Source organism: Shewanella sp. 125m-1, from assembly GCF_052977065.1.
On record NZ_JBRILT010000054.1, the window covers coordinates 1 to 16,320 of the forward strand.

At 44.0% G+C, this 16,320-nt stretch carries 14 protein-coding genes; 4 read left to right on the plus strand and 10 right to left on the minus strand.

Translation table 11 applies throughout. The features are described 5' to 3' along the window. Positions 1 to 127: 127 nt before the first annotated feature. Positions 128 to 910 carry a tetratricopeptide repeat protein gene (locus ACVBIK_RS18100; protein ID WP_447170232.1) on the minus strand — a complete coding sequence of 261 codons (783 nt, stop codon included), beginning with the start codon at positions 908 to 910 and terminating at the stop codon, positions 128 to 130. Between the two features lie 448 nt (positions 911 to 1,358). On the opposite strand from ACVBIK_RS18100, the gene crp reads away from it, so the two are divergent. The 4 genes from crp (at position 1,359) to ACVBIK_RS18120 (ending at position 4,518) form a co-directional block, all read left to right on the plus strand. Further along, on the plus strand, positions 1,359 to 1,994 hold the full coding sequence (gene crp, locus ACVBIK_RS18105) for a cAMP-activated global transcriptional regulator CRP (protein ID WP_012156707.1): 636 nt from the start codon (positions 1,359 to 1,361) through the stop codon (positions 1,992 to 1,994). Positions 1,995 to 2,076: 82 nt separating this feature from the next. Continuing rightward, positions 2,077 to 2,412, plus strand: a complete 336-nt coding sequence (locus ACVBIK_RS18110; RefSeq protein ID WP_447162414.1) for a PepSY domain-containing protein — start codon at positions 2,077 to 2,079, stop codon at positions 2,410 to 2,412. Positions 2,413 to 2,521: 109 nt separating this feature from the next. Further along, a complete protein-coding gene (locus ACVBIK_RS18115) occupies positions 2,522 to 3,196 on the plus strand; it encodes a response regulator transcription factor (RefSeq protein WP_447162415.1) in 675 nt (224 codons plus the stop codon). Continuing rightward, positions 3,193 to 4,518, plus strand: coding sequence for an ATP-binding protein (locus tag ACVBIK_RS18120; RefSeq protein ID WP_447162416.1), 1,326 nt, complete (start codon positions 3,193 to 3,195; stop codon positions 4,516 to 4,518). Before ACVBIK_RS18115 ends, ACVBIK_RS18120 begins: the two co-directional genes overlap by 4 nt. A gap of 300 nt (positions 4,519 to 4,818) precedes the next feature. On the opposite strand, the gene ACVBIK_RS18125 is transcribed toward ACVBIK_RS18120, so the two are convergent. The 9 genes from ACVBIK_RS18125 to sspA form a co-directional block, all read right to left on the minus strand. Beyond that, the gene (locus ACVBIK_RS18125; RefSeq protein ID WP_447162417.1) at positions 4,819 to 5,619 is read right to left on the minus strand and encodes a 2-oxoadipate dioxygenase/decarboxylase family protein; all 801 of its coding nucleotides are present in this window, start codon (positions 5,617 to 5,619) and stop codon (positions 4,819 to 4,821) included. 195 nt (positions 5,620 to 5,814) lie between these two features. Continuing rightward, complete coding sequence (astD, locus tag ACVBIK_RS18130) at positions 5,815 to 7,275, minus strand: succinylglutamate-semialdehyde dehydrogenase (RefSeq protein WP_447162418.1); 1,461 nt, start codon at positions 7,273 to 7,275, stop codon at positions 5,815 to 5,817. A 9-nt stretch (positions 7,276 to 7,284) separates the two neighbouring features. Further along, complete coding sequence (gene astA, locus ACVBIK_RS18135) at positions 7,285 to 8,304, minus strand: arginine N-succinyltransferase (protein WP_447162419.1); 1,020 nt, start codon at positions 8,302 to 8,304, stop codon at positions 7,285 to 7,287. A 133-nt stretch (positions 8,305 to 8,437) separates the two neighbouring features. Then, complete coding sequence (locus ACVBIK_RS18140) at positions 8,438 to 9,655, minus strand: aspartate aminotransferase family protein (RefSeq protein ID WP_447162420.1); 1,218 nt, start codon at positions 9,653 to 9,655, stop codon at positions 8,438 to 8,440. Between the two features lie 670 nt (positions 9,656 to 10,325). Beyond that, positions 10,326 to 11,468 carry an HDOD domain-containing protein gene (locus ACVBIK_RS18145; protein ID WP_447170233.1) on the minus strand — a complete coding sequence of 381 codons (1,143 nt, stop codon included), beginning with the start codon at positions 11,466 to 11,468 and terminating at the stop codon, positions 10,326 to 10,328. 161 nt (positions 11,469 to 11,629) lie between these two features. Beyond that, positions 11,630 to 14,125: a prolyl oligopeptidase family serine peptidase gene (locus ACVBIK_RS18150; RefSeq protein ID WP_447170234.1), complete on the minus strand. Its 2,496-nt coding sequence runs from the start codon at positions 14,123 to 14,125 to the stop codon at positions 11,630 to 11,632. A gap of 253 nt (positions 14,126 to 14,378) precedes the next feature. After that, positions 14,379 to 14,951, minus strand: a complete 573-nt coding sequence (locus ACVBIK_RS18155; RefSeq protein WP_447162423.1) for an anthranilate synthase component II — start codon at positions 14,949 to 14,951, stop codon at positions 14,379 to 14,381. A gap of 215 nt (positions 14,952 to 15,166) precedes the next feature. Then, on the minus strand, positions 15,167 to 15,625 hold the full coding sequence (locus ACVBIK_RS18160) for a ClpXP protease specificity-enhancing factor (RefSeq protein WP_447162424.1): 459 nt from the start codon (positions 15,623 to 15,625) through the stop codon (positions 15,167 to 15,169). Then, on the minus strand, positions 15,625 to 16,254 hold the full coding sequence (sspA, locus tag ACVBIK_RS18165) for a stringent starvation protein SspA (RefSeq protein WP_012156731.1): 630 nt from the start codon (positions 16,252 to 16,254) through the stop codon (positions 15,625 to 15,627). Before sspA ends, ACVBIK_RS18160 begins: the two co-directional genes overlap by 1 nt. Between the last annotated feature and the right edge of the window lie 66 nt (positions 16,255 to 16,320).

A 16,320-nucleotide genomic window follows, 5' to 3' on the forward strand; every position in this document is an offset into this window, starting at 1 on the left:
CCAGAACAGTAAAACCAAGGCCTCAACGGTATGCCAAAAATAAAAATGCCGTTCACCTTAAGTGAACGGCATTACCTATTCAGGAGCTTTTATTTCATAAGTGCTATCAACTGCTAGTCAGTAATAGCTAATTACCTATTAACGGCAACACCTCACGATAAGGTTCATAGTTTTGATAAATTTTTAAACGCTGCTTAAATTCAGCGGTTTTACTTTGATCAGAACTTAAATCTAGCGCTTTAATGGCTTTTTGTTGAGTAGAAATAGCAGCATCAAAATCACCTATCTCAGCATAGGCCGCAGCAAGATTATCCAAGTTGGTTGGATCTTGCTCATTTGACTCAAGTAACGCTAGCGACAGCTCCAGCGCTTTATCACCATTACGGTATTGCGACTCTGGACAGGTTGCTAAAATCCAAGCGACATTACCAAGAGATGCCATATCGCCCACGGCATTGAACTGCTCTACTGCTTTACCACAATTACGCTCAACCCCTTGACCGCCCGCGGCATAAATAAAACCAAGTCTGAAGTTAGCCCACTTATTACCTTTTTTGCTTAACTCGCTATACCACTGCTCTGCAGTCGATAAGTCTCGCTTAATTAAGCTACCTTCAAATGCCAAATCTGCCATGGTCTGCTGCGCTTTTACATGACCTAATGTCGCCGCGTCTGTGACCCACTTTATACCTAAGGCTTGATCTGCTGCGACATAGCGCCCAGATAGATACATAAGCCCAAGCAAATACTGGGCATCAGCGCCGCCTTGGGTCGCCTTTAATTGAATATGTGCTAAACGACTGGCCTCTTCTGAACCTTTAGGTTGCACAATAGAAAACGCACTCGCCCCATTGCTTAACGCTAAACAAAAGACCACTACTGTATTTAAAATCCAAGGTCTATAATTCATGAAGGGCTCCTACAACTCACCAAAGTAACGTTATATTGGGTACAGCTACTCGTAGTTTTATTCTAATTTCCCTCAAGTTAGCCTGAATTAATCTCAAATGTCGAGCCTAAAAAGCTCACACTCATTAATGAGAATCATTATTATTGATAAGGCTCAAGTTTTTGCATATAAATAAACCAAGCTGCAAAGCCCGTGCCTGCCTTGGTCGCGGTAGTTGTAACAAGATGTGATGCAAGCCTAATTGTTAACGCTACAATCAAGCTTAGTGGCGGTATCAGTTGACATATATCACTAATGTATCAAAATACCCTATATCTAAATGGTTATTCACCTAACATTGAGTCGAACTAAAGTAAGACATCTATCAAGGTTTTAATCACTTAATTGACGTAAGATGCTTAATTAGCATATTCTTACTTTTAATGTAAATCAGCCGAGGAACATAGGCATGGCTCTGATTGGAAAGCCAAAACCAGATCCGACTTTGGAATGGTTTTTATCACACTGTCACATTCATAAATATCCAGCCAAAAGTACTTTGATCCACGCTGGTGAAGATTCTGATACGCTTTATTACATCGTAAAAGGCTCTGTAGCCGTCTTGATTAAAGATGAAGAAGGTAAAGAGATGATTCTTTCTTACCTTAACCAGGGCGACTTTATCGGTGAGTTAGGTTTGTTTGAAGAACAAGCTGAACGTACTGCATGGGTTCGTGCTAAGCAAGCTTGTGAAATTGCAGAAATTTCTTATAAGAAGTTCAAGCAGTTAATCCAAGTTAACCCAGAAATCTTGATGAAGCTTTCATCTCAGATGGCTTACCGTCTGCATAGCACCAGCCAAAAAGTGGGCGACCTAGCCTTCCTAGATGTTGCTGGAAGAATTGCACAGACATTACTTCACCTTGCAAAGCAGCCAGATGCTATGACGCATCCAGATGGCATGCAAATTAAGATCACTCGTCAAGAGATCGGCCAAATCGTTGGTTGTTCTCGTGAGACTGTAGGCCGTATCTTAAAAATGCTTGAAGAACAAAACCTTATCCAAGCACATGGTAAAACTATTGTGGTTTACGGAACACGATAAGCCAGTATTAAGCTCGGTTTAAGACAGCTTCTATAAAGTGGCCTGAGATTATCTCAGGCCATTTTTTTATTAGGAGTTCAGCTTGAAATTAGCATTTTATTTATGCCTTTTGGCTGCGATACTACACCTACCTATAGCGGTCGCTAATCAAAAAATTGAAGTTCAACACTATGAGGCGCAAGCTTTAGTTAATAGTGGTCAAATCCTGTCTCTTGATGTCACCCTCTCCAGTATTCAAGCCATGTGTAATGGCAGGCTTATTGATGCTCATTTATACCAACATCTAGGCAACTGGCGTTACGAGATCCAAATTCGCACAGAAAAAGGTCAGCTGGTAGAGTTACTCTTAGACGCCAGCAACGGCCAACTCGCTCAACCGGTACGACTACCTGCCAGTTGTAGCGCTGAAAAGCTGTAATATGGCGTAAAAATCAAATCTAATTGCACTGATGTGACACTTTTTGAGTTAACATGAATTAACTCTGTAAACCGCCTGTCACTTAAGATCGCACCATTGAGAGCACTCTATGAAATTACTTCTTGTTGAAGACAATACCTTATTAGTCGAAGAGCTTGTTAAGCAGCTTAAACAAGCCGGTTATGTTACAGATACGACAGACAAGGTCAGTGAAGCTGATTACCTCATCAAAGAAACAAATTATGACTGTGTCATCCTAGATATTGGGTTACCCGATGGCAACGGCTTGGAGCTACTAGAAACCTGGCGTGAGCAAGGAATTCATACCCCAGTCATCATGCTAACGGCTCGCAGCCAGTGGCACGAGAAAGTAGAGGGCTTTAATTCTGGTGCCGACGATTACCTAGGCAAGCCCTTTCATACTCAAGAGCTGCTAGTACGTATTCAAGCACTGATCCAACGTGCTCATGGCAAAGCCAATACGCCAAATAAGCAGTTAACCTATGCAGGTGTGACACTCGATGAAGGCCAGCAGTCTGTGACTGTGGGCGAGCAAACATTTGAGCTGACAGCCATGGAATTTAGGTTATTAAAAATCTTCCTAATGTCGCCGAAAAAACTGTTATCAAAGGCCCAGCTTACCGACAAGCTTTACCAGTTTGATGATGAGAAAGAGAGTAATGTCGTTGAAGTATACGTCACTCATCTACGTAAAAAGCTTGGCAAAACAGCCATTGAGACTCGTCGCGGACAAGGGTATATATTTCACGGCCTCGTTCAATGATCTCAATTCGCACTAAGCTAAGTCTGTGGTTAACAGGCTTAGTGGTGATATCTACCGTTGTCGGCATTATCTTTTTCGAGTCCATGCTGCGCCAAGCTTTTCACGACTCTATCATTGCCAGATTGCAAGAAGACTTACAGCAAGTCTTACTCGCTACCCACCTTGAAGATAGCTCATTTAGCATCGACGAAAATCAGCTATCTAGCTTCTATCGCCCTGTTTATTCCGGCCGTTACTATCAACTGGATCTGCCAGAGCAAGAACTGAGATCACGTTCTTTATGGGATCAGCGACTCGAAGTGGTGGATCTTGAAAAAGGAGAAACCCGTGCCTGGCAGACTAAAGGACCGCAAAATCACGATATCCAGCTACTCTCTATCGGTCTAAAATCTGATACATCAGGTCTTAGCGCCACACTTACGGTGGCTCAGGACTTAAGTATCGGTCGCAAGATTTTTTCTGAAGTCTACGGCACAAAACTTATCGTCAACCTGGCCATGTTGCTAGCAATGATCACCGGTATTTTCCTGGTGCTACGACAGTCATTCAAACCCGTAAATCAGATGAAAGACACCTTAGCCAAATTACGCGAAGGCGAGATTTCCTCATTCGATCTCAACTCTATTCCACTTGAGCTGCAGCCGTTAGCCAAAAACTATAATGAGCTGCTTGCCTATTCTAGTAAGCAGATCGAACGTAGCCGCAATAATTTGGGTAATCTTAGTCACGGTTTAAAAACTCCCTTAGCGGTTATGCAGCAACAGGTTGAGGCTCTTTATTTAAAAGACCCTGACGCGGCTGAAGCCATGCAAAAACAGCTCGATTTAGTCCATAAGATGATTGAGCGTAAGCTTGCGGCGGCGCGGATCACTGGCGACATGCTTCCGGCGGCGCAGATGCAACTACCAAAAGATATTGAAGATTTGGCTCAAACCCTTAATAAGGTTCACCGCACTAAGTCTATTCACTGCCGCTTTGACATTCCCAGCGCGATTACCCGATTACCTATGCATCGTGAAGACGGTATGGAGCTTTTAGGCAATCTACTGGATAACGCTTATAAATGGGCAAGTTCAGAGATCAGAGTCTGTATTAGCTATCAAGATCAGCAGCTTAAATTGACGATTGAAGATGATGGGCCAGGGGTGAAAACAGAAGAGCTAGCGCAACTGACCCACAGGGGCAAACGTCTCGATGAGGCAACGATGGGCCACGGCTTAGGCTTGTCGATTGTTAAAGATATCGCAGAGCAATACAAGATTGAACTCAAGTTTGAACACAGTAAAAGCTTATCCGGGCTGAAAGTCACCTTGCTCTTCTAATACCAATTTGACTGCCTACTTCTACGTTGAACAACTTCACAAGGGAGCAACCATTCTTTCAGTTATTCGCCTTGAATTAGTTTGCCAAAAAACGTTCTGAGTAGATCAACTTCTATACTGATTGGTATAAAGCTTAATTAAAATTCAAGGTACTAAAACCATAAAAAAACCGGACTCGCGTCCGGTTTTTTATGCAGCATGTTAAAGACTTAATTTAGGCTGGCGCGTTGAGCTAACCATTTGCATTAGGTTTTACACTTAGCAACTAACACTTAGCCATTAACAACTAGTGATTAACGCCTAGCCATTAACATTAGTGCTTTCAAAAATCTTGTCCGCAGAAGCTGCTACAAAGCCTGTGTAAAGCTCCCCGTCGGCTTTGGGATAACGTAAAGCAAACTCATAAAAACAGCTAGGAATGTCAATCACTGCGTCAGAGAAGCTAACAGGGATCCTATCTGCCATCGTCGATGACTGCTCCAGTAATACCTCTGGACTGCCCTTTACTTCACCACCCGATGCATTCAATACAAAGCCTGCGGCTTTTAAAGCATCGTTAACTTCAAATATGGTTTCATAGCCTGGTAGATAATTAATCGATACCGTGAAATGGTTAGCACGATAACCAAATGCTGCAACCCAGGCAGCGTATTCACTCTCAGCTAATAGCGCTTCATAAGTCTTAGTATCAAGCTGCCAGTGACGGCCTGAGTACAAGAAGTTGTCGGCTGTGGTTGCATCCTTATCGATCTGCTCAATTAAGCCATTAACCGTCGCTTGCAGTTCATCGCTAAACTCTTCAACTAACAATTCAGAAATAAATACTTTTGGCTGTGTACTGTCAGGATGTTCAAAATGCTTAGCGTTGAGCTTCTTGGCTTCAAATTTGTAATCGCCACAAGCTACATAGCCGATAGACTCGAAATGTGCAGACAATACTTCAAGATTAACCTTGGCAATATTAAAAGTACGCAGCGCAATATGATCGTTAATTATCGCCCCGCCTTTAGACAATAGCTGATGAACTTTCGCTGCCGAGGGCGTCATGTCGATATAGTCTTGCCAAAGCGCTTCAAATAGTGTGTTTACATTCGTGTGCATTATTAGCTCCTTACGCCTGCGTGTTGACCTGTTTATTTAGTTAGTTGGTTTAGATCACGCGGCGGTACACATTTTAGGGATGGTGCTTACTTGTTGTCATATCTGTTTTGTCATATCAGCTCTCTTAGCAAGAGGCCTGATATAAACAAAGGGGAAGCGCCCCGAGCGCTTCCCCTTTGAATTTGCGACTTGAGTTTAAAGACTCAAACCTGGACTCAATGTTGCAGGCAGACTGACCGCATCGGCCTCAACTGACGCTACTGGGTAGGCACAATAATCTGCGGCATAGAACGCACTCGCTCTGTGGTTACCCGATGCACCAACACCACCAAATGGTGCGGCACCAGAAGCACCTGTGATCTGCTTATTCCAGTTAACAATACCAGCACGAATACGTGCAAGGAAGTAGTCATAATCTTCACGGCTATCAGCTAAAATGCCAGCCGAAAGACCATAGCGAGTCGCGTTAGCGAGCTTGATAGCTTCATCAAAATCGCTATAACGTACGACTTGCAATAGTGGGCCAAAATACTCTTCATCTGGCAGCTCAATCACATCGGTGACATCAATCAAACCAGGAGAAACAAGGCCTGTCCCCGATTCGATATGAGTCAACTCAACCAGAGAGTTACCACCTAAGTTAATCAAGTTACGCTGTGCGCTGACCATGCCTTTTGCAGCAGTCTCAGAAATCATCGACCCCATGAACGGCTGTGGCTGTGCGTTCCATGGCCCTACTTTGATCTGCTTTATCGCCGCAACAAGTTGCTCAAGCAATTCGTCACCTGCCGCACCTTTTTCAACATAAAGACGACGTGCACAGGTACAACGTTGGCCTGCTGAGATATAGGCAGACTGAATGATGTCGTGAACAGCGGCTTTAGTGTCGGCGACATCTTTGATGATAAGCGGGTTATTACCGCCCATCTCTAGTGCTAAGATCTTGCCAGGATCGCCAGCATACTGCTGATGCAAGATATGGCCAGTGCGCGAGCTACCGGTAAAGAACAGACCATCAATTTGTGGATGAGCTGCGAGCGCCTTGCCGGTTTCGACTTCGCCTTGAACGAGGTTAATCACACCCGCTGGCAAACCGGCTTTTTCCCATAGCTTAAGCATCAGCTCAGCGACTTTTGGCGTCAGTTCTGATGGCTTAAACACCACGGTATTACCCGCAAGCAGCGCAGGTACTATGTGACCATTTGGTAGATGGCCAGGGAAGTTATAGGGCCCAAATACCGCAACTACACCATGTGGCTTATGGCGTAATACCGCACGGCCTGCAGGTGTATCGTTTTCAGATGTACCAGTACGCTTATGGTAAGCAGCAACTGAAAGGCCGATCTTGCCGATCATTGCGCCTGCTTCTGTCGCAGTTTCCCACTGTGGCTTACCGGTTTCTTGTGCAATCACTTCAGCCATTTCGGCTTTGTGAGCTTCAAGTTGATCGCGATAAGCTTCAACAATGGCTAGGCGTGCATCAAAGCCAAGCATAAACCAGTCAAATTGCACGTTACGTGCGGCATCAACAGCTTGAGATACCTGCTCTGGTGTGGCAGTTTTACTATTCCAAATTACTTCTTGGTTGGCAGGATTAATAGATGTCACTTCGTGACCTAAACCTGCAACCCACTTACCTTCAATAAATTGTGTCATTTTCTATTCCTACATTGGCAATACACGGATCTGCTCACCATCTGCAACCATAAGGGCTGCTGCAGTTTGTGCATCTAAGATCACGTCATCGCTGTCTTCGACTACAACTAAATTAGCAGCTGTAGCCCGATAATCGGCTAATTGGGTATTTGAAACGATATAGCTTGCAGCACCGACTGGCGTGTCACCTATGGTAATGGTTAGTAAACGACTTTCACGTACCGAGCGAATATCATTTATATGGCATTCAACTGTCGGGCCACCATCAAAAATATCAACATAACCACGGCACCTAAAACCTTCCGCTTGCAGCAGGTTAAGTGCTGGACGAGTATTGGCATGAACTTCACCAATGACCTTTTGCGCTTCTTTTGGCAATAAACATACGTAAACCGCATTCTTAGGCATCATTTCTGCCATAAATGCTTTTTGGCTTAAGCCTGAAAGATAGTCGGCCTGCACAAAATCGATCCCTAAGAAGTGCTCTTGCAGCCAGCCATAAAAAGGTGAGTTACCATCTTCGTCACTCTCACCACGCATCTCTGCAATAACCGTTTCACCAAAGCGCTCAGCGTGCTGAGCAAGAAACAGAAAGCGACTTCTTGAAAGCATGCGGCCGTTATTATTTTTACGGTAGCTTCCACGTAGGAAAAGTGTACAAAGCTCGGCTGCGCCAGTGTAATCGTGGCAAAGGGTTAAGGTTTCGACCTCATTACGTACATCGATTTGCTCAGAGTGGTAAACCTCTGTCCCTAATCGATAATGGTAAAAAGCATCGACCATACCTACCGCAGCCTCAATACCACAAGTACCCACAACCTCACCGGTTTCGGTATCTTCTAGTACCATCAAGTAACCTTCATCGAAAGGTTTATCGATCTGCTTAGTAAATGATTCTTCTACTCGAGCAATTTTTCTGCGGAGTAGTGCTTCATTTACCGGTAGAGATGTGAATCCATGCCCTGACTCTTCAGCTATTTGATATAGCGCTTTAAAGTCAGTCGATCGGATTGGACGTATAACTAGCATCTAGGAGTCTCCTCGCTATCACTTGTCGTATCTGTCAGCCTTATCAATATTTGACAAGCACAGCTCAAGAAACGTTCAAGTTATCCTAAAGACAAAAAAGGAGCGTTATCATTGATAACACTCCGTATGCCTTTTAGGCTTCGACAACTTTAGCTACAGCACGTTCAAAACGCGCTAGACCTTCCGCAATATCGGCTTCTGGGATCACTAAAGAAGGCGTAAAGCGAACAACATTTGCACCAGCAACTAGGCTCATAACGCCTTCGTTAATAGCGGCAACTAAGAATTCTTTAGCGCGCCCTTGGTACTTATTGTTAACCACCGCACCAATCAATAGACCTTGGCCACGGATTTCAGAGAATACATCGTACTTGTCGTTAATCTTCTTCAAGCCATCGCGTAATAGTTGTTCACGGTGTTTTACGCCGTTCAGTACTTCTGGAGTATTAACCACATCCATCACTGCATTGCCCACTGCACAAGCTAGCGGGTTACCGCCATAGGTAGAACCGTGAGTACCAATCTTAAGGTGATCAGCGATCTCTTTAGTCGTTAGCATGGCTGCAATTGGGAAACCACCACCAAGCGCTTTTGCTGTTGTCAGCACATCAGGTACTACATCGCCACGCATATAAGCATATAACTCACCTAGACGACCCACACCTGTTTGAACTTCGTCAAAAACTAACAATGCATTATGCTTATCACAAAGTGCACGAACCGCTTTTAAAAATTCAGGATCAGCATCAATAATGCCGCCTTCACCCTGCAATGGCTCCATCATTACTGCACACGTTTTATCTGAAAATACCGCTTCTAATGCTTCAATATCATTAAATGGTACATGAGTAATGCTCTGTGGCTTAGGACCAAAACCGTCCGAGTAAGCCGCTTGACCACCAACACTCACAGTGAAGAAAGTACGACCGTGGAAGGCTTTATCAAATGCGATAATTTGGTCTTTTTCAGCGCCAAACTTATCCATTGCATAACGACGAACGAGCTTAAGTGCAGCTTCGTTTGCTTCAGCGCCCGAGTTAGCAAAATAAACACGATCGGCGAATGTTGCTTCAACTAGCTTAGTCGCCAGCTCTAGTGCAGGCTCGTTAGTCATTACGTTAGATAGATGCCAAAGCTTCTCGCTTTGAGTCTTTAGCGCGCCAACCAAAGCTGGATGACAATGACCTAAACAGTTAACCGCAATACCACCAGCAAAGTCGATGTACTCTTTACCTTCTTGATCCCAAACTCGGCTACCTTCGCCACGAACTGGAATAACCGCTGAAGGCGCATAGTTAGGCACCATAACTTCATCAAATTGGGCACGTGTAAGATTCATAGTTACGCTCATTCCTTCTCATCCTTTGTCATTATCGACCTTATTAGCTGGTCGTATTCCGCTCAATGTCTTTATCTTTTGTTGGTGACATGGCGATTGTTTGTTTAGCTAGAAGGACATTATTAGCGAAAATGTGATCAAAATACCAGTTTTTAACAATCATCAAGAGGAGGAAGAGCGTAAACACTGCATAAAGATTTGAGTTTTAGAATTAACAAAGCAGATATAGCGGGGCTTTAAGCATAAATAGTCATAAAAAAGTTATCTAGCACCCAATTCCATTAGTTATTCACAGTTAATGAATAACTAATGGCCGCATTCAGTTCTAATTAGTTAAGGTTTATATAGATAACCACTGATAAAACACCCGTTTAAATCGATAAATTACAGGCCTTACAAGTCAACCAATATTGTATACCATTTATAGCGACTCAAACCGGGTCATGTTGCGTCTGCTCAATATTGCATAAAGTGCACATAAAAGGCTCAAAAAGCCAAATAACAAGCATTGCCACTTAGTTTAAAATTCAACCAGACATGCTGTAACAATAATCGATTTCAAACAAGTTTTTTACACAAAGTGGAAAGGTTAATCTATTAACTCGGCTAAAAGCGAATAGAAAGCGAACCTCAAAACAGGTTTATTCACTCGATTTAATTAAGGCATGGCACAATGGCCAGCTTAAAACAGGGTAAGCTTACGGAAGTTTTGCGCATCCAAACGGATCTGTTCTTGCTGCGAGAGCTGGTAATAATCAAACATTAATCGGCATTCTGCAGCGCTAATATTGTCTACTTCTTTTAGTAAATAGACTTTGGCGTAGCAATTAGCGCGTTCTATTAACGCCGAGTCTTCATCAAGTTCTGCGTATTTAAGGCTTGTATCGATCGACTTAAAGGTTTTGGTCAAGCGGCTCTCATCAAACTTAAGTAAGCTAAGGAGTTGCCAATTAAGCGTCCGACCATGACTTAAGACTTGCTGGTACACATCACTTGCAGGAAACTCTGTTGCCATCACCGCATCATAGAGCTCTTTATCTCGGCTTGCGCTCGCCTCTCTAAGCCACGTCCCCCACATGTCATCAAATGTCGTTGCACATTGATTAATCACACAAGTGGCACCCAGTTGGCTCATTAAGCTACAACTATAAATAAAGGCTGGGGCTTTTTGGTGTATGGCAGCTAAAGCTTGGGCAGCAATAGCGGCTACGATACTGTAACGCCAAAATTTTCGAGTCAACCACAGCATCTGCGGTTGCCCTGTAGGCATTAAATTTCTAAGGCAAAAATAAGGTACTAATGCCTGGAGGTTTTCAATCCCAATATAGTTAAGCACCAACTTAACATCGGTTACCTGCACATCAGAAGACTTAGGCCTACGGTGCCTAAAGGTGGAACTGTTAACCATATTCACTAAGTCACGCTCAAGCCAAGGTAGAGCGGTGACCAATGGTCGAATACGCGCTAAGTCAACCTGATCTGAATAGAGCAACTCTAGCAAGATGATCTGTTTATCATCTAGCTTTGACTGCTTAAGTACCTGCTCCGGTGACGAGAGTTGATGCTCAATGCTGTTATTCACACTGCTTAGCAATTGCGTAGAGACAGCCTCAAAGATGGCCTTGGCTTGATTCTGCTTAGCTAACCTTTCACGGATGGCCTCACGTTCAATCTCTAGTTTATTGGCATCATCTTCTAGATCGGCATTAGGCTCATCGTCCATGCTAATAGACTTACCCCGACCGACGATCAACTGCTTTAGTAGTCGATGTTCTATCTCTATGATTTGTGCAGGCTTAACCCCACCTGCGACCGAAATTGCCACTGATAAACATGCTCCCTATAACTATTGCTACCAGTCTACCCATTAAACATAAGTTTTGCTAAAGCTGACGGATAAAAAATACAGAACCCACCTTCTGGACGAATTAATCAAAGCAAAAAGGCTCCCTATGGGAGCCTTTAGCTTAAGCACTAAATTCAAAGCTATTTTTTAAGTTCTTGCTCAAATAGCTTGTGGATACGGCGGTATTCATCCAACCAACTCGATGGCTGACGGAAGCCATGTGGCTCCACCGGATAAATCGCCGTTTCAAACATCGGCTTTTCAAGCTCAATCAAACGCTGCACTAGACGCACGCTATCTTGAAAAAACACGTTGTCATCCAATACGCCACTCATAATAAGCAATGGTTTTTGTAATCCCTGTGCATGTTCAATTGGCGAGCTACGCTCATAAGCGATAGGATCGACATCTGGCGTATTTAAAATGTTTGATGTGTATGGCGCGTTATAATGTGCCCAGTCGGTCACAGGGCGCAGAGCAGCTCCCGCTTGGAATAACTCAGGCTCATTAAATAACGCCATAAATGTTAAGAAACCACCGTAAGAACCACCATAAGTGCCAACCTTACCCGCATCAACATTGACGTTAGCCGCCATCCAGTTAACACCATCTTTAAGATCTTCAACTTCTGGCGTGCCCATTTGACGGTAAACCGCCGTGCGCCAATCACGTCCATATCCTTTAGAACCACGGTAATCCATGTCCATCACCACGTAGCCTTGTTGAGCGAGTAAGTTATGGAACATGAACTCTCTAAAGTAACCAGAGAAACCATAGTGAGCATTTTGCAGGTAACCAGCACCGTGGTTAAAGATCACCGCAGGATACTTGTCTGCATTGTCTTGACTGTAACCCTGAGGTAGGTAAACCCGCGCGTAAACATCACCAGCACCGTGGGTCGATGGCACTGCAACGACTTCTGGCGCCTGCCATGCGTAATTTTTAAAATCATCGCTGGTGTAATCGGTTAACTGTTTAAGCTCGCCACCAATAGGCTGCACAAATAGCTCAGCAGGCTTAATACGCGTCGATGCGTTTAGTAGCAGTGCAGTGCCATCTGGGCTTAGAGTGTAATCAAGCTGGCCTTGCCACTCGGTTAACGGCTCATCTTTACCTGTGGCTATTTCAACACGGTAAACGTTATCGATACCAGGATGGGTCTTATTTGCCTTGTAGTAGATAAACTGCGCTTTAGGGCCTAAGGTGATATCACTAACAACAAATTGACCTTGAGTTAACGCTTTGGCTTTTTTACCTTGCTGCTTAAGGTAAATATGTGAAAAACCAGTCTCTTCGGATAGGTAATACAGGTTATCGCTATTTGGTAACCAGCCATACTGATTAAAATTGTAGTTAACCCAGGCATCATCGTGCAGGCGGTGCTGGGTCGTTAAGCTAGCTTTATCTAGATTTACTGTTGCTATCCAGCGGTCTTTATTGTCGACAGCTTCAAGCATCACAGCCACGTTACCGCCTGATTCAGACCACTGAATAGCGCTTTGTGCCCAGCCCCAATCTTGCATCAGTTGCAAGTTACGTGGTGATTTCTCACTCTTGTAGCTCTCACCTTTGGCTTTAGCATTCTCAGCTTTTACCGCAGCAAGTACATCCTCGTCATAGCCTGTTAGACCTTCGATGCTTATGTCTTTCTTAGCGTGAGTATCAAGATCTAACAGTACTAGTCGCTCACCTGGATTGTTATCTTCAGCAACGCGCGCACGTGCAGGCACTGCATCAACATAACCGTCTTTACCTAGGTAATTGGGCATAATGTCATGCTCACCACGCCAGCTATAATCTTTATCTTTTAGCGCAACAATCACATAGCGTCCATCGGGTGACAGGCTTAAATTGGTCACGACCTCTTTATCGCCTAAATACCAAGTCTTTGCCGACATCGTCGGATCGGCTTTAGCAAGCTCAGCCTTATAGTCTTGTTTCGCTGTAGCGTTATCTTGCTGCATCGCTACATACTGGATAAGTCTGTGTTGTTGCTTAGCAATATAGCTTGATGGTTGTTGTACGCCTTTAGGTTCGACCGCCATCTTGATATTGGCAATCTCTTCAACCAAACCTGAATTTTGGTGAATTTTGAAAATGTTATCACCCTGCCAATAAGCAATATCGCCATTATTTAAAAAGCGCACACCATCAATAGCGGTGTTTTGACGAGTAAGTTGAGCCACCTTGCCGCTGTTTAGATCTTTAACGAACAAGTTGCCTTGGTAGATATAGGCTTTACGCGTCTTGTCATTATTGAGCACGCCACGGCGTTGATCGGCGCTATGCAGCTGATTTAACGCTAATTCGCTTGCCACCGTGCCATTGATGCCTTGCTGATAATAGGTTTTAGTCGGGGCGCCGTGGGCTTGTCTGGCAAAGTAGATAGACTGACCGTCATCACTCCAATAAGCACCTTTAGCAAATAGCCCCATCCAATCAGGATTAGCCATGATTTGGTTTAAGGTCAATGCCTGATCGACTTGAGGAGGCGCCGATAAGGCAACTTGAGTTGTTTGACTTGTACTTTGAGCCGCGACTTGAGCTTGCTCAGGAGAAACCGTGGTTGCACTACAACCTGCTAATACTGCCAGTGAAAGTGCACTAAAGCCGACATGACGAATGACGCTTTTCATATCCATCCCTATTATTATTGGTATTTTTGCCGACTTTTATACCACACTTTCGCAACGGACTTGTCTGAAAAAATAGTTAAATTTGTAACAGTTAGTGGTCGTATAGGGGATATCGATAACGTCTAAGCAAAGAGACAAGCAGTAAGAACTAGAAAGATGCTGAGTGAAAATTAGGCGCATACACTTTATGGTGGCCAGCCTATGCTTAAAGCAGTCAGCTAAAGTATTTAAGAGGCTTTATCAACCCGTTGAGTTAACTTATTTTGATGAAGTTCGATAACAGCTCATGACCTTGCTGCGTCAAAATTGACTCTGGATGGAACTGCACCCCATAGATCTTCTTCGTAGGCTGGCTCATCGCCATGATCTCGCGGCCATGAACAGGATCATCAAACCACGCGTCCATAACAAAGCCATCGGGAATAGCGTCTACCAGTAAGGAATGGTAGCGAGTCACGGTAAGTGGATTATTCAAGCCACTAAATAAGCCGCTATCGGTATGAGCTATGGCACTGGTTTTACCGTGCATCACTCGCTTAGCCCTGATGACATTAGCACCAAAAACTTGCGCTATCGCTTGATGCCCTAAACAAACCCCAAGAATAGGTAACTGGCCAGCAAAATGCTCAATGATCGACAGCGATAATCCCGCCTCGTTCGGCGTACATGGTCCTGGAGAAATCACAATATGGCTGGGCGCTAAAGACTCGATCTCATCAATCGTGATTTCATCATTACGCTTAACTAAGATCTCTTGCCCAAGCTGCTGGAAATACTGCACCAAATTAAAAGTAAATGAGTCGTAATTGTCGATCATTAAGATCATAAAAGATCCAAGAACCTATATTGCTGGTTTTATTGCCTTAAGCCAAAGCCGTTAAGCCGCTCTAGAGTCACAATAAAACAAAATGTGGATGATTTGGGCGCAGATGCTACCACAGAGCGAGTGCGTTATCATCTACACAATATAGCCTGCAAACTAACAATAATGTAGATACAAAAAAGCCAGTCTATAGACTGGCTTTTTAAAACACTGGAAACTTACTTTACCAAGGTTAAATGACCGCGTCGTTTTGGCTCTTTAGCCTCTACAGTTTCGGTCTCTGGCTCGCTCGTTTCAACAACAGGTTCTTTCACGACAGAAAGGCCGGTGTCTTCCATATCATCATCTAATTGATACGCTTCTTCGATTTCGAAGACCGTACCTGCACCATTTTCACGGGCATAGATAGCGACAATAGAAGCCATAGGCAATAGTACTTGCTGAGGAACACCGCCAAAACGCGCACTGAACTCAATAAACTCATTCGTGATCTGTAGGCCACCTACAGCACTGTCGGTAATATTAAGTACAATTTGACCATCTTTAACATATTGCTGTGGTACTTGCGTGCCTGGCACGTAAGCATCAACAACAACATGGGGCGTTAACTGGTTATCCATCAACCAATCATAATAAGCCCGCAGCAAATATGGACGATTCGGGGTTAGCTCTTTCATTAGATACCCATGCGCATTTCGCGCTCAGTCTCAGTCAAAGAAGCTTTGAATGATTCACGATCAAATAAACGTGTCATGTAAGCTTTGATATCTTTAGCAGTACGGCTATCAAGTTCGATACCTAGTACTGGAAGACGCCACAATAGTGGGCCAAGATAGCAATCAGCTAGACCAAACTCTTCGCTCATGAAGTAAGGCACTTCACCAAAGATAGGTGCAATAGCCGTTAGGCCTTCTTGTAGCTCTTTGCGCGCAGCATCAGCACGGTCACCCTTTCTGATACGTTCTACAAGTGCATACCAATCTTCTTCGATGCGGTGCATCCAAAGGCGAGTTTGACCACGTGAAACCGGATAAACAGGCATTAATGGAGGATGAGGAAAACGCTCATCTAGGTATTCCATAATGATACGAGAGTTATAAAGCACTAGCTCTCTGTCTACCAAAGTTGGCACTGTGTTGTACGGGTTAAGCTCGATCAAGTCTTCAGGGATCTCATTAGGATCTACCTGTAGAACATCAACGGTTACACCTTTTTCAGCTAGTACGATACGTACCTGATGACTATAAAGGTCGTCTGCACCTGAATACAGGGTCATGATTGAGCGTTTGTTGGCAGCAACAGCCATTGATACCCTCCGGGATTCACAAATAAAAAGCAAAAAATGCAAACGCAAACGAGGAGCAAGGCTCCC